22 protein-coding genes are annotated in these 25906 nt (G+C 41.8%); 3 read left to right on the top strand and 19 right to left on the bottom strand.

Annotated features, from left to right (window positions below; genetic code table 11):
• Positions 1-15 precede the first annotated feature (15 nt).
• Positions 16-1347: a 3-phosphoshikimate 1-carboxyvinyltransferase gene (gene aroA / locus DL92_RS0104200; protein ID WP_026654428.1), complete on the top strand. Its 1332-nt coding sequence runs from the start codon at positions 16-18 to the stop codon at positions 1345-1347.
• A gap of 80 nt (positions 1348-1427) precedes the next feature.
• Here the strand turns inward: aroA and DL92_RS0104195 are convergent, their stop codons facing one another.
• From DL92_RS0104195 to DL92_RS0104145, 9 genes are all read right to left on the bottom strand, one after another.
• Entirely contained in the window at positions 1428-2612 is a 1185-nt protein-coding gene (locus DL92_RS0104195; protein ID WP_026666986.1) for a nucleotide sugar dehydrogenase, read from the bottom strand.
• Between the two features lie 120 nt (positions 2613-2732).
• Positions 2733-5654, bottom strand: coding sequence for a glycosyl hydrolase 115 family protein (locus tag DL92_RS0104190; protein WP_026666985.1), 2922 nt, complete (start codon positions 5652-5654; stop codon positions 2733-2735).
• Positions 5655-5765: 111 nt separating this feature from the next.
• A complete protein-coding gene (locus tag DL92_RS0104185; RefSeq protein WP_026666984.1) occupies positions 5766-6857 on the bottom strand; it encodes a M56 family metallopeptidase in 1092 nt (363 codons plus the stop codon).
• A complete protein-coding gene (locus DL92_RS18150; RefSeq protein ID WP_051199197.1) occupies positions 6857-7231 on the bottom strand; it encodes a BlaI/MecI/CopY family transcriptional regulator in 375 nt (124 codons plus the stop codon). Before DL92_RS18150 ends, DL92_RS0104185 begins: the two co-directional genes overlap by 1 nt.
• 129 nt (positions 7232-7360) lie before the next feature.
• On the bottom strand, positions 7361-8170 hold the full coding sequence (locus tag DL92_RS0104175; RefSeq protein ID WP_026666983.1) for a methyltransferase domain-containing protein: 810 nt from the start codon (positions 8168-8170) through the stop codon (positions 7361-7363).
• An 893-nt stretch (positions 8171-9063) separates the two neighbouring features.
• On the bottom strand, positions 9064-10095 hold the full coding sequence (locus tag DL92_RS0104160; RefSeq protein ID WP_026654426.1) for an ABC transporter permease subunit: 1032 nt from the start codon (positions 10093-10095) through the stop codon (positions 9064-9066).
• On the bottom strand, positions 10092-11150 hold the full coding sequence (locus DL92_RS0104155; RefSeq protein ID WP_026654425.1) for an ABC transporter permease: 1059 nt from the start codon (positions 11148-11150) through the stop codon (positions 10092-10094). Before DL92_RS0104155 ends, DL92_RS0104160 begins: the two co-directional genes overlap by 4 nt.
• Positions 11150-12661, bottom strand: coding sequence for a sugar ABC transporter ATP-binding protein (locus DL92_RS0104150; RefSeq protein ID WP_026666981.1), 1512 nt, complete (start codon positions 12659-12661; stop codon positions 11150-11152). Before DL92_RS0104150 ends, DL92_RS0104155 begins: the two co-directional genes overlap by 1 nt.
• An 84-nt stretch (positions 12662-12745) precedes the next feature.
• Positions 12746-13867 carry an ABC transporter substrate-binding protein gene (locus DL92_RS0104145; protein WP_026666980.1) on the bottom strand — a complete coding sequence of 374 codons (1122 nt, stop codon included), beginning with the start codon at positions 13865-13867 and terminating at the stop codon, positions 12746-12748.
• A gap of 354 nt (positions 13868-14221) precedes the next feature.
• Here DL92_RS0104145 and DL92_RS0104140 point away from each other — a divergent pair, with 354 nt between their 5' ends.
• The gene (locus tag DL92_RS0104140) at positions 14222-15238 is read left to right on the top strand and encodes a GntR family transcriptional regulator (RefSeq protein WP_026666979.1); all 1017 of its coding nucleotides are present in this window, start codon (positions 14222-14224) and stop codon (positions 15236-15238) included.
• On the opposite strand, the gene DL92_RS0104135 is transcribed toward DL92_RS0104140, so the two are convergent.
• The 3 genes from DL92_RS0104135 to DL92_RS18145 are packed head-to-tail and all read right to left on the bottom strand — an operon-like array spanning position 15226 to position 19086.
• Entirely contained in the window at positions 15226-16536 is a 1311-nt protein-coding gene (locus tag DL92_RS0104135) for a response regulator transcription factor (RefSeq protein WP_026666978.1), read from the bottom strand. The genes DL92_RS0104140 and DL92_RS0104135 overlap by 13 nt on opposite strands.
• Positions 16537-16574: 38 nt before the next feature.
• Positions 16575-17609, bottom strand: coding sequence for an ABC transporter substrate-binding protein (locus DL92_RS0104130; protein ID WP_155841013.1), 1035 nt, complete (start codon positions 17607-17609; stop codon positions 16575-16577).
• Positions 17590-19086 carry a sensor histidine kinase gene (locus tag DL92_RS18145; protein ID WP_051625220.1) on the bottom strand — a complete coding sequence of 499 codons (1497 nt, stop codon included), beginning with the start codon at positions 19084-19086 and terminating at the stop codon, positions 17590-17592. Before DL92_RS18145 ends, DL92_RS0104130 begins: the two co-directional genes overlap by 20 nt.
• A gap of 558 nt (positions 19087-19644) precedes the next feature.
• Between DL92_RS18145 and DL92_RS18140 the strand changes: the two genes are divergently transcribed.
• The gene (locus DL92_RS18140; RefSeq protein ID WP_081816820.1) at positions 19645-20043 is read left to right on the top strand and encodes a helix-turn-helix domain-containing protein; all 399 of its coding nucleotides are present in this window, start codon (positions 19645-19647) and stop codon (positions 20041-20043) included.
• A gap of 22 nt (positions 20044-20065) precedes the next feature.
• On the opposite strand, the gene DL92_RS0104115 is transcribed toward DL92_RS18140, so the two are convergent.
• From DL92_RS0104115 to DL92_RS0104075, 7 genes are all read right to left on the bottom strand, one after another.
• Positions 20066-20791: a nucleoside/nucleotide kinase family protein gene (locus DL92_RS0104115; protein WP_026666976.1), complete on the bottom strand. Its 726-nt coding sequence runs from the start codon at positions 20789-20791 to the stop codon at positions 20066-20068.
• 1 nt (position 20792) lies between these two features.
• The gene (locus tag DL92_RS0104110; protein ID WP_026666975.1) at positions 20793-21155 is read right to left on the bottom strand and encodes a VOC family protein; all 363 of its coding nucleotides are present in this window, start codon (positions 21153-21155) and stop codon (positions 20793-20795) included.
• Between the two features lie 534 nt (positions 21156-21689).
• Entirely contained in the window at positions 21690-21866 is a 177-nt protein-coding gene (locus DL92_RS20955; RefSeq protein WP_155841011.1) for a hypothetical protein, read from the bottom strand.
• Positions 21867-22107: 241 nt separating this feature from the next.
• On the bottom strand, positions 22108-22458 hold the full coding sequence (locus tag DL92_RS18135; protein WP_051199198.1) for a PilZ domain-containing protein: 351 nt from the start codon (positions 22456-22458) through the stop codon (positions 22108-22110).
• A gap of 84 nt (positions 22459-22542) precedes the next feature.
• A complete protein-coding gene (locus tag DL92_RS0104085) occupies positions 22543-23307 on the bottom strand; it encodes a metallophosphoesterase (RefSeq protein WP_026654414.1) in 765 nt (254 codons plus the stop codon).
• 6 nt (positions 23308-23313) lie between these two features.
• Positions 23314-24375, bottom strand: coding sequence for a tRNA preQ1(34) S-adenosylmethionine ribosyltransferase-isomerase QueA (queA, locus tag DL92_RS0104080; protein WP_034468411.1), 1062 nt, complete (start codon positions 24373-24375; stop codon positions 23314-23316).
• Between the two features lie 28 nt (positions 24376-24403).
• Complete coding sequence (locus tag DL92_RS0104075; protein ID WP_026654412.1) at positions 24404-25903, bottom strand: aminopeptidase; 1500 nt, start codon at positions 25901-25903, stop codon at positions 24404-24406.
• Positions 25904-25906 lie beyond the last annotated feature (3 nt).

Genomic DNA, 25906 nt, shown 5'->3' with positions numbered 1-25906 from the left:
GAGAGAGAGACTTACATGACTACATTAGAAAAAGCCAGAGGTCCATTAAGAGGGGAAGTTACCGTACCGGGTGACAAATCAATATCTCACAGAAGCATTATGTTCGGCGCTCTCGCTGAGGGCGACACAACAATCACGGGATTTCTTGAAAGCGCAGACTGTCTTTCAACCATCGATTGCTTCAGAAAGCTCGGAATATCGATTGACCGCGAAGAGGACGAATACAGAAACGCCAAGAAGATCACCGTTCACGGAAAAGGCCTGCACGGTCTCACCGCTCCCATCGAGACTCTTTATACAGGAAACAGCGGAACAACAACCCGCCTTATGTCAGGCATCCTTGCGGCACAGCCTTTCGATACATCTATCACAGGCGATTCTTCAATTGAGCAGCGCCCGATGAAAAGAGTTATCGATCCGCTCACGCTCATGGGTGCATCCATATCATCAGCCCGTGGAAACGGCTGCGCTCCGCTTAATATCGAAGGTGGAAAAGAGCTTAAGGGCATCGATTACACAAGTCCCGTTGCTTCAGCACAGGTAAAATCAGCGATCATCCTTGCAGGACTTTACGCAGAAGGTGACACGATCGTTCGCGAGCCCGCTCTTTCACGAAATCACACAGAGATAATGCTCTCCGCTTTCGGTGCGGACATCCACAACGAAGTTACGGATCTTGGAACGGCATCTGCCATTCTTCATCCCGGACGCCCGCTTAAAGGAATCGACATCAATGTTCCGGGCGATATTTCATCTGCCGCATACTTTATCGCAGCGGCGCTCGTAGTACCCGGTTCAGAACTTCTTATTAAGAACGTCGGTGTCAACAAGACCCGTGCAGGTATAATAAATGTTTTGAAAAAAATGGGAGCAGACATCACTCTCCTTAACGAAGATAATTCTCAGGAATCAAGAGCCGACATCCTTGTAAGATACAGTAAGCTCTGCGGAAACGAAAGCGGCAAGTTCATTATCGGCGGAAAAGACATTCCGACTATGATCGACGAACTTCCCGTAGTTGCAGTTCTTGCAGCAACAGCAGATTGTGAGACTGTTATCCGCGACGCTGCGGAGCTCAAGGTAAAAGAATCAAATCGTATCACTACAGTTGTCGAAAACCTCACGGCAATGGGTTGTGATGCCGAAGCAACAGACGATGGAATGATCATTCGCGGTGGCAAGCCTCTCTTTGGAGCAAACATCAATTGTCACGCCGATCACCGCCTTGCAATGAGCTTTGCGATCGCATCGCTCGTCGCCGAAGGCCCTACGGTCATCCAGGATTCCGAGTGCGTATCAATTTCATACCCGACCTTCTTTGAAGACCTGAAGGCACTGACAAGATAAAAAAGAGTCGCTTGCTTCCTATGATATAAAAATAAGGCTACCACACCTGCTTAGTGTGGTAGCCTTTTATAATATCTAAATTACTCGTTTCCGAAAAGATCTCGTGTATATACCTTATCAACTACATCCTGAAGATCGGGTGTAATTCTGTTTGCGATAATGAAGTCGCACTCTCTCTTGAACTCGTCGAGGTCGCGAACAACCTTTGAATTAAAGAAGCTGTCTTCTTTGAGGGCGGGTTCGTAAACCACGCACTCGATGCCGCGCGATTTGATTCTCTTCATGATGCCCTGAATCGCAGACTGTCTGAAGTTATCGGAACCTGCTTTCATTGTAAGTCTGTAGACGCCGACCTTCTTGGGGTGAAGTGCCCATACTCTGTCTGCGATGAAATCTTTTCTCGTTCTGTTCGCATCAACAATCGCAGTGATGAGGTTATTCGGAACATCCTCATAGTTTGCGAGAAGCTGCTTGGTATCCTTTGGAAGGCAATATCCGCCGTATCCAAAGGAAGGATTGTTGTAGAAATCTCCGATTCTCGGATCGAGGCAGACACCGTCGATTATGTTTCTGGTGTTAAGTCCCCTGACCTCAGCATATGTATCAAGCTCGTTAAAGAATGAAACTCTGAGTGCAAGATATGTATTGGCAAAAAGCTTAACAGACTCTGCCTCTGTCGTATTCATAAGAAGCGCCGGAATGTCTTTTTTCAAAGCTCCCTGAACAAGAAGGCTCTTAAACATTTCTGCCCTCTCCTCAGCTTCCTCTGAATCGGTATCATAACCCACAATAATTCTTGAAGGATAGAGATTATCGTAAAGCGCACGTCCCTCTCTCAGGAACTCTGGTGAAAAAAGAATATGATCGGTGTCATACTCTTCCATCACCGACTCGGTATAACCAACCGGAATCGTTGATTTGATAACAATAAACGCATCCGGATTTTCTCTTCTCACCTTATCAATAACGCTCTTAACAGAAGACGTATCGAAATAATTGAGCTTCTCATCGTAGTTTGTCGGAGTTGAAACAACAACAAACTCTGCATCCCTAACAGCCTGCGCAAGGTCGCAAGTTGCTGTAAGTCTCAAGTTTCCTTTCTTAAGATACTCTTCTATCTCCTTATCAACTATCGGTGAGATTCCCGAATTTATCATCTTAACTTTCTCAGGAACAATATCAACCGCAATAACATCATTGTACTGCGCCAGAAGAACCGACATCGCAAGTCCCACATATCCTGTTCCAACAACAGCTATCTTCATTCTATTTACCTCTGAATTCTCAGTATTTTTCTAAAGTCTTTTAGAGTCAAAACACTCCTGAACCATTTTAATAAAAAAAGGCAGGTAAAGCAAATTGTATGCGACATTATAGCTGCTGTTTCAGAATTTGAATGTCTCCTTAGGGCCAAGGTAAGACGGTGAAGGTTCCTCTCCTGCTTTATGTATCACCAATTTCTGAATAACGAAGTTTGGATCTACCGCATAAACATTGATATCATTGACACCGGCTTTAAGCTTCAGATCTGCTTCGACAACTCGCTTGTTTTCTGTAACAACCAAAGACCAATACGGATTTCCGTCGCCGACAGCAAAATCAGGCTCGATCATATTTATTTTATTTACATCTCCGTCATTCACGCCGATTCCGAAGTATATCACATTATCCCTTGAGTAAGGGTTGCTCGGATTGACATAGAGCTTAACTTTGTAATCGCCCTCTGAAGGAACTTTAACTTTATAAGTAAGCTTCGGATAATCCTTTTTGTCTTTTCCAAAAATAACATCCTGCGGATATGCCTTAACCGCATCAAGACCTCTGCTGTAATCTTCTATAACTTCAAAACTTCCGCTTACTGAATCGGTTTTATTTGCATAGTCTACAGCATCGATTGAGATATAATTCATCAGCTCAAGCTTACCGGGCCATGTTCTCTTATGAAGCGGTGCATCTATCATCTTCTCGTTCATGTCGAGTGTTTTTCCAAGCCAGTAGAACGTGCCGTCGGCTTTTTCACCGCATCCGATATCGGACAAAGTATTTACCGGAAGCTTAATCACTACGTTTCCATCAGAGCAGTGAATGCATATTTCGGGTGTGACATCGCCCTTTTTGTACTTTTCCCTGTCCAGTCTGATCTTTAAGATCTTGATCGTATTAGGCGCAACAACTCCCTTTTCCTCTGATATAGCAAAGAACTCATTGGGATTTTCAATTTCGTAGCTGCAATCAACTCTTCCCGCAGTTGAAAGTATAAGTTCCGCCTCATCCTTTGAAGGATCGAGGAACGCATCTGCAGCACCTACATGTCCTGTCCAGAACTTTCCTTCCGTATAGAAGTCGGAGCCCTTTACCGAAACAATCAGTCTTTCTTTGTTCGCAGGCTCAAACGTATGGATCACAGGGTACTTGCATCCTTCTTCGCACCAGTCATTAAATCCTATGTGCTCTGAAAGTCCCATTCCGTACCACTTTCCGTCTTCGATAGTATGAAGTTCATCTACAATCTTTCTGTCATATGCGATGCAATCATCTATTTTCTTTGCAAGAGTCATTGCATAAGTACTTCCCTGCTCCGCAAAAGCATGGTTCAAAGTTGTAAGAAGCCACATCTTCTGAACATTGAGATTTGCGGTAAGCGGAAGCCATATAAGTTCATAGAAAACAAATCTTGTATTGCCTTCAAGGTTATTTAAAAGCTCATCGGCATCCGCCATGAGATTCTCAATTTTTTCAAGCGTATCAAATGTCTCGTTATAAGCAAAAGGCGCATAGACTTTATCATTCATAGCCTCAGTTCTTCTGCTTGAAGTTATCCTTGTATAGCCTTCAAGAAGCTCTGCGCACTTATCCATGTCAGCCGCAGAAAGCTTGCCATCGAAATTCTGCTTAACTATAAGCTTTGTATATTCTTTTGCACTCTTTGGATTAGAAGTTCCATAGCGGTCAAAATCATATGCCAAATCCAGGAAGTATCCCAGAGGATATTCGTTACTGAAGACATCACCGACATTGACAATCCAAAGATCTCTTATACCAAAGTCATAGGCTGTCGTCATCTGCTCCCAGACCTTGGAAAGGTGCGATGTATTAAACCATTCAAATGACACCGGAAGACCATGATAATCAAAATGATAGTACATTCCGTATCCGCCCTTGTGGCTTCTCATCTCTTCTGTGGGAACGGTCCTTAAATTCCCATGATTATCATCACAGAGCATAAGTGTTACGCCATCCAATTCAGGATCGCCCATGAGACCTTCCGTATTCTCATCGCCGTAGAAATAGGGTTCTACCTCCTTATAAAGTGCAAGCATTCTCGGAACTTCGTCGAGGTTCTCATTTACATTTTCCCTTATCAGTCTGTTCTGAGTTGAAAGAACTTTCCTTAAAAGATCGATATTATCCTTTAAAGTAGCCTCCGCTCCCATGATAGCGGTATCAGCTTCGCCTCTCATACCGACGGTAATCACATTCTCAAACTTACCGCTTCTCTTAAGACCGTCTTCCCAGAAACGTGTTATACCTTTCTCGTTGGTAAGGAAATTCCATGCATCACCATATATAGAATCCTTGCCCCTAAGGTACTTATACTCTTCTCCCTGTCTTAAGCACGGTTCATGATGGCTCATTCCCATTACCACTCCGAGCTCGTCGGCAAGAATCGCATTCTCAAGTCCCGGACCGTCGTCAGGGAATATAGCTGTCCACATGGCAGGCCACAGATAATTACCCTTAAGTCTTAACAACAGTTCAAAAACATGTTCATATACTTTGGCATTAAAACCGCCGAATCTCTTATTACAGAAATTTCCGAAAGCCGGCCACTCATCATTAATAAAAAATCCTCTAAACTTAACCGATGGCTCTTTTGAGATCATGCAGTAATCAGAAGGAATTTTGAATTCATCTGTTTTAACGGGCTTTACGTCAAGCCAATCGATAAAAGGAGATACACCGAGCATCTCGGAGAGCTTGAACATTCCGTAGATTGCTCCACGCTTATCGCTTCCAACAATAATAAGAGCATCACCTACAACTGTAATCTTATAGACTTCTCTTTTTCCCTCAATATCAGATGTATCAACGCCAAGCCCTGCTATAAGCGCATCGCCGACTGTTCCTACATATATAGGACTTTCTGAAGCCTTTTCCTCATGTACTTGGGGCGCACTTCCAAAAACCGCCTCCATATCGCCGGAAATCTTCGCAGCAATCTTCTTAATGCCGCTCAATGCATCTTTATCATAAATGATCGCATTTCCACCATTTTCAATCTTAGCCCTTGAAATAATAAAATCCATAAATAGTCCATCCTTTTTAGTTGCCTTGTATATATATACAAATTAATTATTTGCATCTTATCACGTAGCATGGCCCTATTCAATGATGAAATCTCCAAAAATCCTGCTTAACTATTCGCTTTCATATAGAACACCGGTATAATTTGCTACCTTAATCCCATATTTTTGTTCCTCAGTGAATCCATATTGAAGTTGTCCTCTAAACCACTTCCCATCAATATACTCCTCGTAATCTACTGAATCTTTCACCTCCTCTTCACTACTATAATTCACTTTAACACTCTTTATCATTTGAGCCGGCTTCTTGGCAACAGCAAAAGCCACTAAAGCTGATACAGATAAAACAGTCACAACAATTATAAATAACGATTTTTTGCTATTAGCAATGGGTTTTGCCAGAATATTTTTGAAGCGATTTTTTAATGTTTTTTCTGTTACCAACGCTTCCCCAAATAACATTCCTTGTTCTCTCGGTGTATTATTCAATATCACATTCGCATATATCTTTTTTTCTTCAAATGACATTTGCTTTGTCACTCTTTCATCACACGCGTATTCGCAACTATATTTTAGTTGTCTATAATAATAATATGCCAATGGGTTTAGCCATAAAATATACAGAAAAAATTTCGATATCATCATCCACAACGGATCATTATTTTCACAATGTGATAACTCATGATGTATTACATAACTGCTACCATACGCCCCTCCCTCCGGTAACACTATCTTTTTATTTATTATTCCAAAACAAAAAGGGGTCTTCGCCTTATCCCATGAACAAACCGTAACATCCTGTTTGTCTATCACACCAGCATATTTTTGAGTAATCTCTTTACTTTTAGTAATTTTTTTAGAAATTATAATGTAATAAAGAATGTAATGTAATATAAAAAGCGCTACGAATGCACAATAAACTCCAACTATATATGATACTTTTTCTATACTCAAACAACTATTCAATGTTTTTTGCGCTTTAATAGCTGTTTCCCCAATAATCCGATTACCCGTGTTTAACTTTCTAAGAAAATATACCACTATCATAAACGCAGTAGTTATAAATGGTAACAATCTCCGAATACAATACTGCCTATTATATGAAATAGATTTTCTAAAAATGAAAAAAAGTGTTTCTAACAAAACAACCATTATTCCAAAAAACAGATAAAAAACCACAGCCCATTCAACTATTCTCGCTGTCATTACTTTTCCTCCTGTTGCTCTCTTATCCACTTTTCCAATTCAATCGCTTTTGAATCTGAAATTGCGCCATCTGTTAAAGCAACAAAAAAACTTGACAATGATCCTCCAAACACCTCTTTAATAAATCTTTTTGCCTCTATTCCTGCCAGCTCAAAAGTATTATATTGAGGTTTGTAATATTTAATATGCTTAATTATCTCGCTCTTAATTACACCTTTGCTTTCTAATCTGGCAAGAAGAGTTGATACAGTCTGGATTTTCCATTCTATCCCCAGTCTAATTAAAACTTCTTGCAACTCTTTTGCTGTAATAGATTTCTGCATTTTACATAAAACTTCTAATACTTCTTTTTCTGCATTTGATAAATTTTTCATCACTCTTTCCTTTAAAATAATAACTACATTTTTGTAGTTATACCTTACTGCAAAAATGTAGTTATTGTCAATAAACCGTTAATTGTTTTTGCAACACAGCCACCATAATGCATCTATATACATTTCTATCTATACTTTTTTTGCAATCATAATATCTATACAATGCTTATGCGGCATGCCTCCACTGTTACAATCAAAAATCACTTCATCCATCCGGAATATTTCCCAGTCATGATAATACGTAAATATCTCACCTGATTTCCACGGATAGCGATTTACTTTTTTATTCTTGTCATTCACTTTAATAAAAGGTTTATCTACAAAAACCTTTATCGCATTTACCCCATCTTCATTGGTATGCTCTTTCAGGTGTTCGGTTATATCTGTTCTAAGCTCAGGTCTCATATAGTCAAATACACCGCTGCTAAAGATAATGTCATAATTCTCTTTCAATCTGTAATCATTAAGATCCGCCTGAAAAAAAACTACATTCACGCCGAACTTTTCTGCCAGCCGTTTTCCCTTTTCTATGCCGTCGATTGACAGATCAAACGCTGTCACCTCATATCCGTTTCTTGCAAAAAACACAGCATCTTTCCCCTCTCCACATCCAATATCAAGCACCTTCAGCGGTTTAACCGGAGGCTTCATCTTCATGATCTCATAGCAAGTTTCATTTGGTTGTATTCCCCAGTAATACTCATCTTCTTTGTATCTGTCATCATAATAACCGTGAGTTTTGAATTCATAACCAAGCAACGCATCCGACGAAGTATTCAGTACTCTGGCTATTATCGGCAACAATTCTATCTCCGGATAACTCACGCCTTTTTCCCACTTTGATACTGCCTGAAAAGACACATGAAGTTTATCGGCAAGCGCCTGCTGCGTTAAGCCAAGCTCTTTTCTTTTTGTCATGATCACATTTCCTATATTCATCTATTTTCTCCTCCATAAATGCATTATTGAATATAATCAAGTCTGCACTCCTCCACAGCTAAATGCATGTTTTCAGACGTTTTTGTTAAATACATAATACTTCATGCACTCAGAATATCCTATAACTTATCTGTTTAGTTTAGCCAAGCATTTCTACCGGAAGTTGAAAAAATCTCGTTGAAGCACTTTTTCCTTGCGATATGACTTTTTCTTACAAGTTCATTCTAAAAAGTCATGGATTCTCTTTTGTTTCTTTATGATTTTCACTTGATGTATGACCTTTTTGAATATTTTGGCTTTAAAAAGTCATGTCCTGACCCTCCATATCATTCCGATTATCGCTTTTTGCATGACTTTTTTGAGTATTATTTTCAAAAAAGTCATACCTCCCCCTTTCTTTTCATTACAATTGTCGCTTGCCGCATGACTTTTTTGAGTATTATTTCTAAAAAAAGTCATGTCACGCCATCATTAGCTTCTACATCCTCATCAAGCATATATTTTTCTCATCCAATCGCCACCTTCCGCTTCCAAAAATGTATTACCTTTGCCGGCACAGTCCTCAGAATCAGCGCAGGGAGCCTTTCTATAAGCGAAACAGACCTGTACGGCCATATGGCGTAGCCGACCGGGCGGTATCAGTTTGAAAATGCGAAGATTCGGACGAGCAAGATGATTTTCAAATTGAATAAAACCCGAAAATGCCGACTTCTCTGAGCAACGTCGAAAGGAGGCATTTTCGGGTTTTATGAAATTATGAAAATCACTGCGCAGACGAACACAAGCATTTCCAAACTGATACCGCCGGTCGGCTACACCAAATGGCCATACAGGTCGTCCGCTATAAAAAGCCCCCGCGGCTGAATACTCCGTGAGGGCCCCACACAATACAATTATCTGCTGTTCCTGTTTTTGAAGTAAGCGAACAGACTCTGCAAAATTATGAAGAAGCACAAAAGCGCTGCCGTCATAATGTTACTCCAGCTTGATAAAAGCTTTCCGTTAGTTGTTACAAGTGTCGAGATTGTTCCGTTTATGAGAACACCAAAGAGCGATCCGATAACGTTGCCGACACCGCCTGTAAGAAGCGTTCCACCGATAACCGCTGATGCAATCGCATTCATCTCGAAACCGAGCGCCTGCTGAACAGAACCTGACATAGTGTTGAGGCAGTAACAGATTCCTCCGATAGAGCAAAGGAATGAGGAAAGCATGTAAGCCTTCATCTTTGTAGCCTTAACATTAAGTCCCATCATTGTAGCCGACTGCTGGTTTCCGCCAACCGCATACAGACTTCTTCCAAACTTTGTATATTTAAGTATGAAGAAAATAAGTGCCACAACCAAAAGTGCTATAACTACCGTAGGTCTGATAAAAGGAACTACCGTCTTGCCTTTTTTATTTACATATCCGAGAAACTTCGGAAGATTGATCTTGGCATTTGCCCATTTGTAAAACGTAGGATTCATCTGCTGTGTGATTGAAATCTGATCGGTACAGATAACCGCCGTCATGCCTCTTGCAAAGAACATTCCCGCCATGGTAATGATAAACGGCTGAATCTTGAGGTAACCAATCAAAAATCCCTGTACAGCACCGAATACAAGTCCAATAACAAGTATTAGTATGATAAGCGGAATACAGGGCCACCCCTTAACGCCCATTCCGTAAGCAAGTATCATACAATCCATAGCTACAAGCGATCCTACGGAAATATCAATTCCGCCGGTGAGCATTACACATGTCATTCCGCATGCAACGCAGATAAGTCCCGCGTTGGTAATAAGTAGATTCAAAAAAGTCTGTACATGCGTAAATCCTTTAGCCGAGTAAACAACACATCCTGCCGCATACATCACAACAAAAAGGACTATGGTGATCAAAAGGAGCAGCGTGTTTCCGCTGAATTTCTTTAAACTCTTCATGCCTCCTGACCTCCTTCCGTCTTAAGTGCTTTTCTTTTTGCCTCAGTGTTTGCGATCCACTCTTTAAATGTAGGTGCCTGAACAACTACGATGATCACAACTATGATAGCCTTAACAACAGGCGCCTGGTCGGTCGAAACACCCATAGCAAGAAGGGTTGTCGTGATAGCCTGAATTGTATATGCTCCAATTACCGAACCGGCAAGATTGAATTTACCTCCGCCAAGTGAATTACCACCGAGCGCTACCGCAAGGATGGCATCAAGCTCGTAGTTAAGTCCTATGTTGTTTGAATCTGCGGAATAGATACGGCTACTTGCGACCATTCCGGCAATTCCTGCACAAAGACCGCAGATCACATAGCAGACAAAGCATATCATCGCTGAATTTATACCGGAGATTCTGGCAGCTCTGCTGTTAATACCTGCTGACTGAACGTACAATCCAAGTGCAGTCTTTTTTAGCAGTAACATCACAACCGCTATAACAACGATCGTAACGAAGATAGCCGTCGGAATAGGACAGCCCGGTATGAAATTACCAAGGTACTTATAAGGCTCGTATCTGATGTATGTGATCTGGTTGTTACACATAAGAAGGCCGATGGCTCTCGCCGCTGTGAAAAGAATAAGTGTAGCGACCATAGGCTGAATCTTTAATTTAGCAACAAGTGCACCGTTCATGGCGCCGCACAAACCGCCGAGGAAAATTCCGAAAAGGATTCCCACTCCCATCGGAACTGCAAGTTCTGTGGTTGAGTTAACACCGTAGCCTGCAAGCATCATACAAGTTCCGCAAGCCGATAAACTCATAACAGAACCTACAGAGATATCAGTTCCTGCCGACACCGCAACTACAAGTGTCTGCCCCACTGCAAGAATCGCTATCTCACTTCCTCTGTTCAATATATCTATAAGTCTTCCATACAACACTCCATGTTGAATACCGATACTAAAAAAAGCCGGATTCTTTATCAAATTTATAAGAAGAACCAAAAGAAGGCAGAAGAAGGGCAAAAATAACTGCTGCTTCGTTAGTTTCTTTATTTTATCCATTACTTCTCACCTCCCGCGATCGCACTCATTACACTCTCCTGCGTCATCTCTCCGTCGATTTCCCCAACCTTTTCGCCGTCTCTCATAACGCACATTCTGGTGCAGGTACGAAGCATCTCTTCTATCTCAGAAGAAATGAATACTACGCTCATTCCCTCTTGAGCAAATTGCAAAATAAGCTTCTGGAACTCTGTCTTTGTTCCGATGTCGATACCTCTTGTCGGTTCATCGAGGATAAGGAAATCAGGATGAGTGCACAGCCATCTTGCAAGAATAACCTTCTGCTGATTTCCGCCCGAAAGCTGTGAAAGAGGTGTTTCTCTACTCGCAGTCTTGATCTGAAGCATATCTATAAACTTGTCCGCGATCTCAATCTGTTTTGCTCTTGATACTTTCTTAAACATTCCGTTTCTTGCCTGAAGTGCAAGAATTATGTTATCTCTTACCGAAAGATCACCGATACATCCGTCGGCTTTTCTGTCATCGGGAAGATATGCCATACCTTCCTTTATTGCGTCGATAGGTGCCTTTATATTGATCTCTTTTCCCTTCATGTACTCTTTACCGGTCTGAGCCTTGTCTGCACCGTAGATGCAGCGCACCATCTCACTTCGACCGCTTCCCAAAAGACCTGTAACTCCGACTACTTCGCCCTTATGAATCTCAAAGTCAAAAGGCTTTACTGTTCCCTTATGGCTGAGTCCTTCGGCTTTAAGCATGATCTCGGGATTTATCTCAACATTACCCTCGGGTTTGATAGCCGCAAGATCGTCAAAATCCTTACCGAGCATGGCAGCTACCAGCTTAACTCTCGGAAGTTCGCTTATAGAATAATCTCCTACAAAGCTTCCGTTTCTCATAACCGTGATCCTGTCGCAGACTGCATAAACCTGCTCTAGGAAATGGGTAACGAATATGATTCCTACTCCTTTTGCCTTAAGATCTCTCATTACGTCAAAGAGCTTTTCAACCTCGTTGTCATCAAGAGACGATGTCGGCTCATCGAGAATGAGTACCTTACATTCCATATCCACTGCTCTTGCAATAGCAATCATCTGCTGGATCGCAAGTGAGTAATTCTCCAAAGCCAGTGTCACATCGATAAATATGCCAAGGCTGTCCATTATTTCTTTTGCCCGCTTATTCATTGAACGCCAATCTACGGTACCGAACTTGGTAACAGGTTCGCGTCCAATGAAAAGATTTTCTGCAACAGAGAGGTTCGGACAAAGATTGACCTCCTGATAAACCGTTGCAATTCCTACTTTCTGTGCATCCTCTGTAGAGTGGTTAAAAACATTTCCTTCCACACCCTGCACGTAAACCTCGCCGGCATCACGCTCGTACACGCCCGTGAGACATTTTATGATGGTAGACTTTCCTGCGCCGTTTTCGCCCATCAGTGCGTGAATCTCGCCTTTATGAAGTGTAAGCTGTGCGTGATTGAGTGCTATGACACCGGGAAAGGCTTTCACTATGTCACGCATAACAATAAGTTCATTCTGCTCCATAAAATAATACCCTTCTCTTATTGAATAATTAGGGTAGTTCTCGCGAACTACCCTATAAGTTTTTCTATAATCAAATCTCTATAATCAGTACGCTTCATCAACAGTTGCTTTATCAACTACGATAAGGGGTTCTGTTACATCCTTGCCTGAATTGTTCTTGTAAGAAATGTCCTTAAGAACATCCTCTGATACGAACCAAGGCTCTTCCATGAATGTCTGCTTCTCAACTGTCTGTCCGCCCTGAAGAGCCTGTATTATCTTAAGGCAATCAGGTCCCTGAAGAGGATTGCACTGGAAGTCTGCGTTGATCTCTTTGTCGAGAACCTTCTGAAGACCTGCGGTACAAGCATCGAATGAGATAACGATTACATCGCCGTCAACACCGTATGAAACACCTGCTGCCTTCATTGCATCGATAGCACCGAATGCTTCGTTATCGTTCTGGCAGATAACAACGTTGAACTTGCCTGCATATGACTTGCAGTAAGACTCCATAACCTTCTGTCCGCCTTCCTGTGTGAAGTCACCTGTCTGTGAATCAAGAAGCTTCCATCCTTCTGAATCTACGAACTGATGAAATCCCTTTGTACGTCCGATCTCAGCTGAAGAACCTGTTGTTCCTGTGATCTCAAGGATATTAAGTTCTTTGATGCCCTTTGCCTCTGCGTAAGCCTTAAGCCATGCACCTGCTGCAAGACCTTCGTTTGTGAACTCAGAACCTACCCATGAAACATATTTATCTGAATCATCGATCGTACGGTCAATTACTATAACAGGAATGCCTGCATCATCAGCTTCTGTAAGTACTGTATCCCAACCTGTTGATACGATGGGGTCAATAACGATGTAATCAACGTCCTGCTCGATAAAGTTACGAACTGCCTCAAGCTGTGCTGCCGAATCGTTATCACAATCTACAAACTGAAGATCGATGCCGTTCTCACTGGAAAGAGCTGCCTTAACTGAATTTGTTGAAGCTGTACGCCAATCCGACTCGTGTCCAACCTGTGCAAATCCGACTGTTATTGCCTCTCCGTCTGCTGCCGGTGCTGCTCCGGTATCATCGGCTGTATCTGCCGTTGCTTCCGTTGCATCTGTGGCATCGGTAGCTGCCGTTGTATCCGCTGCGCCTGATCCGCCGCATCCTACAAGCATCGAAACTGACATTGCTGTAGCCATAATAGTTGCCAATACTTTCTTCTTCATACTTTGTACCCTCCATTTACAATATATATAATGGTTTCATATACACATTGTACTTATAGCAGGGCTTTCTTCATAGAATTAGGATGCAACATGCACAACTTTCTATATTTTGACAATACAAATTTAGATGTTATACTTTTATAAAAAATACAAATTCATAGCAAATTACTATATCGAAATATTTTGGTTGAATTTCTTTGTATTTAGATGGATTTTTTTGGCAGAACGCTTAAATTTATCCTTAGAATTATCTGATAATTTTGATAAGCAAGTAGAATTTTATGTTGAATATTTTTCATATTCACAAGAAGACAAATTTTTTTACCCGAATTTATTAAATATTTAGAGGAAAAAATGACTAAGGCAGAAAATATTACTCAAAAAATAAAAGCAGAAATATCCGAACTATTAGTATCGGGAAACATGTCCCTTCCGACGGAAAAAGAGCTCTGCACTAAATACTCATGCAGCAGACAGACCATACGCAAGGTAATGGCTGAGCTAAAGGAAGAAAAGCTAATAACCTCACGTCAGGGAAGCGGATACCGCCTTACAGGACTAAATCCAAATCCTAGAAGAAATCAGATCTGCCTTCTTCTTACGCGTCCCGACGATTACATATACCCCACGCTTATCTACGACATAGAAAGAAATCTTTCATCAGCAGCTGATATCCCCGTGTCTGTCTCTGTATTTGAAACACGTGCCGACTTCTACAAGGAAAGCGTTATTTTAAAAGATCTTCTCAAAAAACCACCGCTTGCGATTCTCTCCGAGTGCTTCTCACTTATGGCCAATCCAAACTCAGGCCTTTACAAGATGCTTGAAGAAAAAGGCTGCGCCGTCATCTTCCTCTACGGCACTTACAGAAATATGGAAATCTTCCCTTCCGTCACGGAAGGAACATACGACGCCGCATACAGCCTGGTCTCACACCTTCACTCAACCGGATCCGTTAAAATCTCCGGCATATTTCGAAACGGCAATCCTCAGGAATCTTCCATGCTCTACGGATTCATATCCGCACTCAGAGATTTAGGTTTACCTTTTGACAAGAGCAGATATATCATTGAAGGCGAGCCGCACTCCGATATCGTGAAGCTTTGCGAATCCGGCGATGCCCTGATATTTGGAAGCGATGAATATGCTTATCCGTATGTAAAACAGCTGAGAAATATGAACCTGATAAATAACGGCGATAAAAAAATATACAGTTTTGATAACAGCTATCTTTCACAAGTAAACTCTTTTCGCATAAAAAGCTTTGGGCACCCCAGAAGTCCACTCGCGTCCGCAATAGCAGAAAAGATCGTATCAATAATAAAAGGACAACCAAAAATTTCGATTGTCCTTCCTTATCAGCTGTTCTGATTTCTGTACTCCTTGGGAGACATTCCGTACGTCTTCCTGAATACAAAGCTGAAATAATGCGAATCCTTATATCCCACTGCAGCCGCGACATCGGCCGTGTGCATTCTCTTTTTCACAAGAAGTTCCCTTGCTTTATCAAGACGCTTTGCGGTAAGGAACTTCACAAACGTCGTATCCATCTCCTTACTGAATATCGCGCTGAGATAACTGCTGTTTACAGAAAGTGCCTCCGCGACATCACTTAGCGAGCAACTCTCATTCATATAATTTTCATCTATATATGCTATCGCATCGCTTATAAGCTTATTTCCCCGCTTATCCGTCGGTTCATCTTCAATCCCGACAGGAGCATCCTTTATCAATGACTCATATTTTGCAGCTATCTCTTCCGTAAGGATATGCGTATCCTGAACAAAAAATCTGCAGGCAAATGCATGGTTTACAGCGTTAAAACACTTTTCAAGTGCGCTGAATCTCTCAACGGGCTCACCCGCCGAGGCGTACCATTCTATCTTGTCATCTTTGTCCCCGCAGATCTCCGTGATCTTGGAAATACCTTTGTCAACGTAATCTGCAACGATATCTTTTTCACCCTTAACAACAACGATGTATGTATTAAGCGACCATCTTGACAATATATACGCAGGAAACCTGATGAAATAACTCATAAGCTCCTCAAGCGCTTTGCAATACTCGACAGAGCCAATCTCTTCAATAGGCTTCTCTTTGTCCTTTATGGAAAAAAGAATCAGACTGAATGCGGAAGCCGTGATATCAAGCGATAGTTTCCCAGCTTCAACATAGATATCTTTTACCGGCATTCTTCCCGTAAGAACCTTCTCAAAAAATTCCCTTCTCTGAAGCTGCTCATACTCCTGCGTCTCCATCTGATACTGCAGAAGATACCCTTGCTGAATGCGCTCTTTTTCTATCTTCTCTTTTACGCTGTCAAGAACCTCTTTCATTCCCGACTTCGTTATCGGCTTTGAGATATACTGATCGACGCCCTCTTTGATAGCTCTTTTTGCATACTCAAAATCATCGTATCCGCTCATGATGATAATGCGCATCGATGGGAACTCTTTTTTCACGATATGACTGAGTGACAATCCGTCCATAAACGGCATCTTGATATCCGTGATAAGAACATCCGGCGCCGTTTTCCTTATAAGCGGCAACGCCATCTCTCCGTCTCCTGCTTCCCCAACAAAGTCAAACCCGTACTCCTTCCATGGAATGTTGTTTCTAAGGCTCTCCCTAACAACACTTTCATCCTCCACAAGAAAAACCTTCAGCATAGTAACCCCTTCCCGTTATTTCATACTACAATTACTGCCTAATAATTCCTGTCTTCGATGTACTCATCGACATTTTCTTTTGTAAATACCTTTTCTTCCATGTAATAGGTCTTTTTTATTTCTTTTCCAGATTCAAGACCATTTATAATCTGCGCAAGAAGCTCTCCCGAATTGGGGTTGCACTCTACATCGACATTTATAACACCTTCTTTGACAAGCTCCAGCGCTTTCCTTGTTCCGTCAAAAGATATCAGTATAGGATCTCCTGCGCCCCCTGTCTTAACCCCTGCTTCATTCAAAGCTTCAATGGCTCCGAAAGCCATATCATCATTTTGACATACTATCACGTCTATGTCATCAAACTCTCTAAGGAGCCTTGCCATGGTCTCATTTCCCTTGGTCTGAGTAAATTCTCCTTTTGCGGATGCGATCATTTTCCAGTTCATGTTTCTGGCCGCAATGGCACCAAAACCTCTGGCTCTGCCTTCCTGCGCGGAAGATCCGCTTGTACCCTCAATTACAACGATATTGATGTCATCCTCGCTTTTACCCTGTTTCTCAAGATGCTCTTCCAGCCATTTCCCTGCCGATGCCCCTTCAGCGTACATATCCTCCCCAATAAAAGACGTGTACATTGATTCATCATTTACGGAAATATTTCTGTCGAGCAGGATAACAGGTATCCCCGCGTCCCTTGCTTCTGTAAGAACAACATCCCATCCCTCCTGGATCACGGGACATATAACTATATAGTCAACTCTTTGAGATATAAAACTTCTGACCGCTTTAAACTGCTTCTCCTGTTTCTGCCTTGCATTGTCGTAGATAAGAAAGAATCCGTTATTCGTAGAAAGCGCCGACTTAACCGATTCGGTATTCGCACTTCTCCATGTCGATTCGCTTCCAAGTTGCGAAAAGCCTACACTTATAAGCGCATCATCAGACATCGTCTCAATACCGCTGTCTCCCGACGTGACATCATATACAGAAAATCCGGTAAACGGCCCGCACCCCGTTATCGCTACCGCTACTGCCGTCAAAAGAGCTGCGATCTTATATTTCTTTATCAGCATTTGTATCCTCTTCATGATTGAACAAAATTGCCGGAAGCACCACCGATACAGTGGTTCCTTTTCCAAGTTCCGATTCTATTGAAATTCCATACCTGTCACCGAAATTCATCTTGATTCTTTCGTTGACGTTTGCCATGCCAAATCCCGTGTCGGTATCTTTGGCAGGTTTATTCAGTTCTTTTCTGATATGGTCTAGTGTCTCTTCGTCCATTCCGACTCCGTCATCACTAACTTCAAATCTGATGAGTTCGTCCTCTATTCTGCCGGTTATCCTTATAAGCCCCGACCCTCTCTTGTTCTTGATGCCATGGTACAATGCGTTCTCAACAAGAGGCTGAAGCGTCATCTTCAGGATCTTATAATTGTTTAAACTGTCATCAATATCTATATAATAACACAGTATGTCGGAATACCTCACGCTCTGAATCTCAAGATAACTTCGTATGTGCTGGGCTTCTTCCCTTATGGTTATCCACTCTTTTCCGTGACTTAAAGATATCCTGAAAAACTTGGACAGAGAAACAACCATGTCTTCGGCTTCCTGACTTTTTCCGTCTTCAATAAGCCAGACTATAGTATCAAGCGTGTTATATAAAAAGTGAGGATTGATTTGCTCCTGAAGAAGCCTTGCCTCCGCCATTCGCATTTTCTTTTCATCCTCTCTTATCTGTTCCATCTGTATCTCGAGATGCGCCGCCATATCATCTACGCTCTCGGAAAGAAGTGTGATCTCATCCTCGAGATTAAATGATGTTCTTACAGAGAAGTTTCCTTCCGCAATCTCCTTGGTCGCAGAACTAAGCGCATCGATAGGCTGAACGATGCTTCTTGCGATCTTATCCGTTGTAAGGACGGTGCACAGTATTCCAAGGAGAAGAAGGACTCCCAGAAGGACAAGAAGATCTTCCATCTCTTTTAACAGGCCTTTGTTTATGACTTCAATAGTCTTGGTCTGATAATAGATGTAGTACTGGATATTGTCCTGAATAAGCTCGGTCAGTGAATATATGTTGGAATCAAGCATCTCGACATCTTCATCGTAATTGCCGCCCGCTTCTACACTTTTCCTGATATCACCGAGCCTGTTCTCCAAAGTGTCAACGTTTCTTAAAAGAGTCTCAAGCCATGTTCTGCTGTTAACCTCGGTAGTGATCGTCTTAAGCTCCGTAAAATCCTTACGGATATTCGTAACAAGCACATAAGGATCCGTCTCATCTCCGCTTCCAAATGCGTCTCTTCCGACGATTATCCTGTACACACTCTCATCCATCTGCTCCTTGAAAGTCAGATTGTAACTGTTCGCAACAGTCAGATTACTTACGATGGTATTGTATGCATCGGAGTAATTTATCAGCGAGAATATCATGTACAAAATAATCAGCACGAACGGCACGGTTATCATCGCCGCCAATATGATCAGCCTTCTTTTGAGAGGCTTCTTAACTCGTGGTTTGTTGTTATCGGGCTTATTTTTCATACTAAATTCAGTATACTTGTCGGGAATGGGGCGGTCAATGATTTAGACTTTGCCTTTGGACGCCTTGCCTTTGGGGACGTTCAGACGCAGGGCCATAGGGGCGGATAGGCGTGTGTACGTCTTCGGTGTGATTTTCTAAAATTCATGAATCGGCAGATGCCTCATTTCGCGTTGCTCAGGACAATCAGCATCTGCCGATTCATGAATTTTGAAAATCAATCACCTCGTACGAAGACACGCATATCCGCCCCTATGGTCCTGCGTATGAACTGAGCACTAAATGGCGAGGGGTGTTCATAAGACATAAGCATAGATAAGACAGAGGACGATTACTTGCAGGATCTGTACTGATAGAAACGCGGTATTTAGTACTGCATCGACAAAATAAAAATAGGGATTATCACCGGCGTAAATATATTAAAATCAATATAGGATTACTTTCGTATGTTTTTGCATAGATTAATGGGATAGAATAGTTTTTTCTGGGATGTTAATATTCATTGCTTGTAGCAACGGCAGCTTTCATAGTACTGTTGCTACGAAAGGAGATTTTCGCTCATGTTAAACGAAAACATAAAAAAGATTAGGCAATCAAAAAGTCTTTCACAGGAGGAACTTGCTATCAAATTGAATGTTGTGAGACAAACCGTTTCGAAATGGGAACGTGGTCTGTCAGTTCCGGATTCGGAGATGCTTGTTTCTATTTCTGACATACTGGATACTCCCATCAGTACTCTTCTTGGTGAAACAATATCAGAAAATTCTCAGAAAGATTTGAAGGTAATATCCGAAAAGCTTGAAGTCATCACGCTTGAGCTTGCAAGGCAAAAGGCAATGAGGCACAAAATCGGCATCTTCGCCGTATCGACATACAACACGGATTATATTCTTGTAAAAGAAGAAAATTTGGAGCGAGCGCTTAGCGTATTAGCTTCTGAAGGGTATACGGTAATTTAAAGCAAAGCAGCCTGAATAAGAGTTATATCAACGCACTCGCTTCCAAAACCATGTCAGCTTTAACTGTTTTCTCAAGACACAGTCTGACATTGGCCATATCACTGTACTCAACAAATCTTGTAGCAGACTCAATATCATTTCCGCTTTTCATCTTGCGGTCGATGAGTCTTTTCCGCAGCATAGCTTCATTTGCAGTGATGCTGATAGTGTAATCCGCCATAGCCCTTAGCCTATTCCATCCGTCCATATCAAGTAAGAGGTAGTTCCCCTCCAGAAGAACTATATCTTTTGTGATATGAATCGCATCCTCCACAGGATTATGCAGATGCCTGTCATATATAGGCCAAAAGGTATCTTCCCCGGAGCTCACCTTTTTTATCGCAGCAGTCAGTTTCTCCAGGTCGAAAGTAACCGGCGCTCCCTTTATCTCCACCATCTTCACTTCTTTGCCATCTCGTATTGTTGTATGTGACAACAGATACTCCTGCCTTCTGTGAAATCCATCCATTCCGATAGCTTGCAGGTCCGTAATGTCATCATTTTCCCTTGAGAGCTTTTCAAGAAAGCTTACAAGCGTGCTCTTCCCCGCTCCCGGAGGTGCTGCGAGCATCACAAGAATTCTCCTTCCCTTTTCTTTTTGCAAATCAGAAAGCTCCTTAAGCAGCGGCAAAAAGAGCCGCTCAACAAACTCGTCACTATATGTGGCATCCACGTGTATGCCGTTTATCTCTACAGAATAATTTGCCATTTTACATCGGTGTCCCCACTTCTATCAAATTGCCATCCGGATCATAAAAGCGTATGACTTTCTGGCCCCAGCTGTGCGTCATGAGTCTGTTGACATATTTCACTTCCGGATAATACCTTTCAAGCTTTTCAATAAAGCCTTCAATGTCGACCTCTTCAAAATAAAGCTCACAGGAATTGTTTTCCGAAATAATCTCTTTTCCCAAAAACTCTTTCCAGTACTTCTCTTCTTGCAGTACCAGCCCTTCCGACAAGATCATGTTTCCTCCATTATCCAGGAGCAACTCCAGGCCAAACAGATCATGATAGAACTTTCTGGATTTTTCGATATCTTTAACAACTATCAGGAAGTTTTTAAGTCTCATGGGGGTCCTTTCTTCATTATTGTCTATAAAAATTGGATGCATACCATACTACTTCAACAAGCTTGAACCTAGTTCCTTACCCCAATTGCTTCAGTCATGGATTCGGTCACATAATAAGTATCAAACGCCACCGCCATCACATCATCCCGACAATCATGTATGTTTCCAGTGCTGATAAGCATTCTTGAAGCAGTTCATTCTCCATCCACATACGTCTCTGAGCTTTTATTCGTGCCTGTTCTTTTAAGCTCTCTAACTTTAGTTTTTGAAAATTATCCATGTCTATTATCCTTATACAGCATCATACAGCGGGATTTTTAAAGTTGCATCTCTTGCTGTCATAATCAAGGCAAATACTTGCTTTTCAACAGCAAGATTCATAAAGCTGTTTATTCCGCTGTCATTACCAAGGCATAAACTGTTTTTTCAACAGCGCCTTTTATAAAACTGCATTTTCCGCTGTTATGCTGCAAATACAAACTTTATTTTTGACACCGAAAATCATAGATTCATCTGTTTCCGCTGATTTCCCCACTATCCCATTACCCCTTCAAAAGAAGATTCCTCACCGGAATCCACAGAAGCATTCACATCAGCAGTTCCATTTTCGTTCTCTATGTCTACGTTATCAGTAACAGTGCTATCTTTTCCGTCACAAGCACATAGCATAAATGTAGAAACGATCAATGTTAGTAAAAACCTTTTTCTCACTCAGACAGTACCCCCAACTTCATTTAATATCATCCCAAACTTTCATATGTTATTATATTAAACAGAAATATTAGTCAGTATCTCTACAAAGAGATTTTAACACAAGCAAAAAGTATGACATCTTAAAAGAAATTACAGGAACCATGGACTACGATGCCATCCTGGAAAAACTGAAATAATTCAGAACAAAAAAAGCTCAATGCAGTGCCATCTCTGCATTGAGCCTTAATATTATTCAAATTCAATTCTCACCGTTCTTCTCATTATATTCCTGAATAGTTGAATAAACATCAATACGAGCCTTCATATCTTCGGGCATTCCGACAAACATCGAACCATAGTGGAATGTATCTCCGTTCTTCGATGCTCTTACGATCTGAATGAATACGTGAAGGACTTCTTTTGTCCATATTGTAAGGTTAGCTTCGTAGTTAGCACCGATTGTAAGCTGCTTGTTTGTTGAGAATCCAACGCCGTCTCTTGATGCATCGGTAATTGTAATCTCTACTGTTTCGAAGCTCTCACCGCCAATTTCCTTAAGAAGTATTTCGCCTGCCAAATCAAGTCTCTTGGTTCTTCTTCTATTATCCATTATAAAACCCCCGATAAAAAGTGTTACTATTATAATACCTTATTAGAAAAAAATAGCAACTACTTTACACTATTTCGGCCATTATTACTGCTCAAGTTCCGCAAAAGAAACAGTAAATTCTTCCAGATCGTCGAGTCGTAACATAATTCCGCCCTTTAGTTCTTTTTCATCAGGCTCGGCGCATCCGCCGTCAATGTCGATAACGTTCTCTTCCCGATACGACGAAAGTGGGCGAGCACATTTATCATCTCCGAGATAAAAAGCCGGCACGTGACCGATGACAAATACCCACGGTTTGCATGCGGCATAGTCATCAATGCTCTTATATATATCCTCCCTAAACGGCGAATACCAAACAATGTAACGCGCAACATCGGGATCGATATCTTTATAAGGTGTATCGATAATTTCTTTTACAAAAGCGGTATGTGTGAGGAAAAATGTAGTTCCGTTCACTTCAACTTTTGTTGAAACAGGACAGGAATTAAGCCATTTAAGAAGCTCTTTTCTCTCCTTCTTTCTAAGAAGCCTGTATCTGTGATAAGTTATGGCGCCGCCGTTCTGAAAAAGCCAGTTGATTTCTCTTCTTCCTTGGAATTTATTGAGATTGGGAGTGACACTTCCGTCTGAAGCGGCCACATGCAACATCATAGTCTCATGATTTCCCAAAAGGAAATGCATGTTATGAGCATTCATTACATGTCTTAATATCTTTATGCCGTCAGGTCCGCGGTCAATCGCATCTCCAAGCATATATAGTTTGTCAGCGCCCGAAAATTTTACTTTTTCGAGCAGTTTTAAAAATAATCTGTATTGACCGTGAAGATCTGATATTACGTAAGTTGCCACGCTGTCTTACTCCATCCTGTCAGTTATAAAGCATGCATCACCGAAGGAAAAGAATCTGTATCTTTCCTTTATTGCTTCTTCGTATGCCGCCAGAATATTCTCTCTTCCCGCAAGCGCTGCAACAAGCATTACAAGCGTAGACTCCGGAAGATGGAAATTGGTTATAAGGCAGTCAAGAACCTTGAACTTGTAGCCCGGATAAATAAATATCGATGTATCTCCGCTACACTCGGATAGTCTGCCGTTTTCATCAGCTGCGCTCTCTATAGTCCTGCAGCTCGTAGTTCCGACACAGATAACTCTGTGCCCGCTTTCTTTTGCCCTGTTTATCTTCTCTGCTGCCTCTGCGGTAACCTGGTACCACTCGGTGTGCATGTGATGTTCCTTGACATTGGTCACCTTAACGGGTCTGAATGTTCCAAGTCCCACATGAAGAGTTACAAAGGCCATATCTATACCCTTGTCGGAGATCTTTTTAAGAAGCTCATCCGTAAAATGAAGGCCCGCTGTCGGTGCTGCCGCGGAGCCTTCGTATTTGGCATAGATTGTCTGATACATGTTCTTATCTTTGAGTTTATGTGTGATATAAGGAGGAAGCGGCATCTCGCCGAGTCTGTCGAGAACTTCTTCCCAGATTCCCTCATAGTAGAACTTAACGAGTCTGTTACCGTCCTCTACTATATCAAGGATCTCTGCGGTAAGTATTCCTCCGCCAAAAGAAACTCTTGCACCGGGACGAAGTTTCTTTCCCGGTTTAACCAAGGTTTCCCAAACATCATTCTCTTTTCTCTTAAGAAGAAGGATCTCAACCGCTGCGCCTGTGCCTTCCTTTTCGCCAAGGAGCCTTGCGGGTATGACCTTGGTGTTATTAAGAACAAGGCAGTCGCCGGGATCAAGATAATCAATGATATCGCTGAATATCTTGTGCTGCGTCTTTCCTGTCTCTTTGTCTATCACAAGGAGCCTGCACTCATCTCTTTTTTCAAGAGGGTCCTGAGCTATGAGCTCCTGTGGCAGATCAAAGAAGTAATCTGCGGTTGATAATCCAATCTGTGTTGTTTCTGACATAATATCTTACTTTCTAAAAAGAACGTTTTTATTCATTGCAAAAATCCATGTTCTCAAGGAATGCGATATATCCTCTTAGAGACTCATAGAGATCTGCCTTACTGATCACTTCGCACGGTGAGTGCATGTTAAGAACTGCTACTCCCGAATCAACAACATTCATGCCGTATTCTGCAAGAATATATGCGATTGTTCCGCCGCCACCTGCATCTACCTTGCCAAGCTCTGCAGTCTGGAACAATACGCCTGCATCGTCATATACCTTTCTTACCGCTGCAATGTACTCTGCATTTGCATCGTTTGAAGCATATTTTCCTCTTGATCCTGTATACTTGTTAAACACAGGGCCAAAGCCAAGATATGCAGTATTCTTCTTCTCAAAAACAGAAGCATAGCAAGGATCAAATGCTGCACTTACATCAGATGAAAGCATACTTGAATTTGCAAGGCATCTTCTGAATACAAGTTCATCATAATTTCCGTTTACAAGAGCAACTATCTCTGCAACGGCATTTTCAAAGAATCTTGACTTCATGCCCGTAGCACCGGCGCTGCCTATCTCTTCTTTATCAACAAGGATGCAGCATCCCGTTCTCTTAAGGTCTCCTGCTTCAAGAAGAGCTACTGCAGAAGGATATGCACATACTCTGTCATCGTGCCCGTAACCAAGCACCATGGATCTGTCAAAACCTGCATCTCTGCTCTTTCCTGCAGGAACTATCTCAAGTTCTGCAGATATGAAATCTTCTTCCTCGATTCCGTACAGATCGTATAAAAGTGCTACGACTCCTCTTCTTACAGCGCCTGAAAGCTTTCCGGCCTCAGCTTTTTCTTCTTTTTCAGCCTTAACAGCGTACTGCTCACCCTCTGTAAGCTTAGAATCATCTTTTTTATCTTCAGACTTCTCTTTTCCCTCAATAACAAAGGGTCTGTTTCCTATAACGAGATCAAGGGCTTCACCTTCAATTACGTTTGAAGCCTTCTTGCCCATCTGCTCGCTTGCAAGATGAACGAGAATATCTGAAATGAAGAATACCGGATCGTCCTCATCTTCACCGACATTTAAGATAACTGTCGTACCGTCTTTTTTAGCCACAACTCCGTGAAGAGCAAGGGGGATAGTCACGAACTGATACTTCTTGATACCGCCGTAATAATGGGTATCAAGATATGCAAGTCCGTTATCCTCATACAAAGGATTCTGCTTAACATCGAGTCTCGGAGAATCAATATGTGCTCCGAGGATGTTAAGTCCTTTTTCCAAAGGCTCAGAACCTATCTTAAACATAACGATGGATTTATTCATCCACACGGAATAAACCTTATCACCCTTTTTAAGCTTGGTATTTTCCTTTACAAGCTTGTTAAGCTCTCTATAGCCCTCAGCCTCGATCTCATTTACGATCGTGTCGATTGCCTCGCGTTCAGTCTTGGAATTATCAAGGAACTTTTTGTACTTCTCTGCAAACTTATCACATTCCTTGAGCTGTGTACGGTTATAAGTTGTCCATACATTCTTCTTATTCATATT

Source organism: Butyrivibrio sp. AE2005, assembly GCF_000686965.1.
Taxonomy (GTDB): Bacteria; Bacillota; Clostridia; order Lachnospirales; family Lachnospiraceae; genus Butyrivibrio; species Butyrivibrio hungatei_A.
This window is presented reverse-complemented; position numbering and strand designations above follow the sequence as displayed.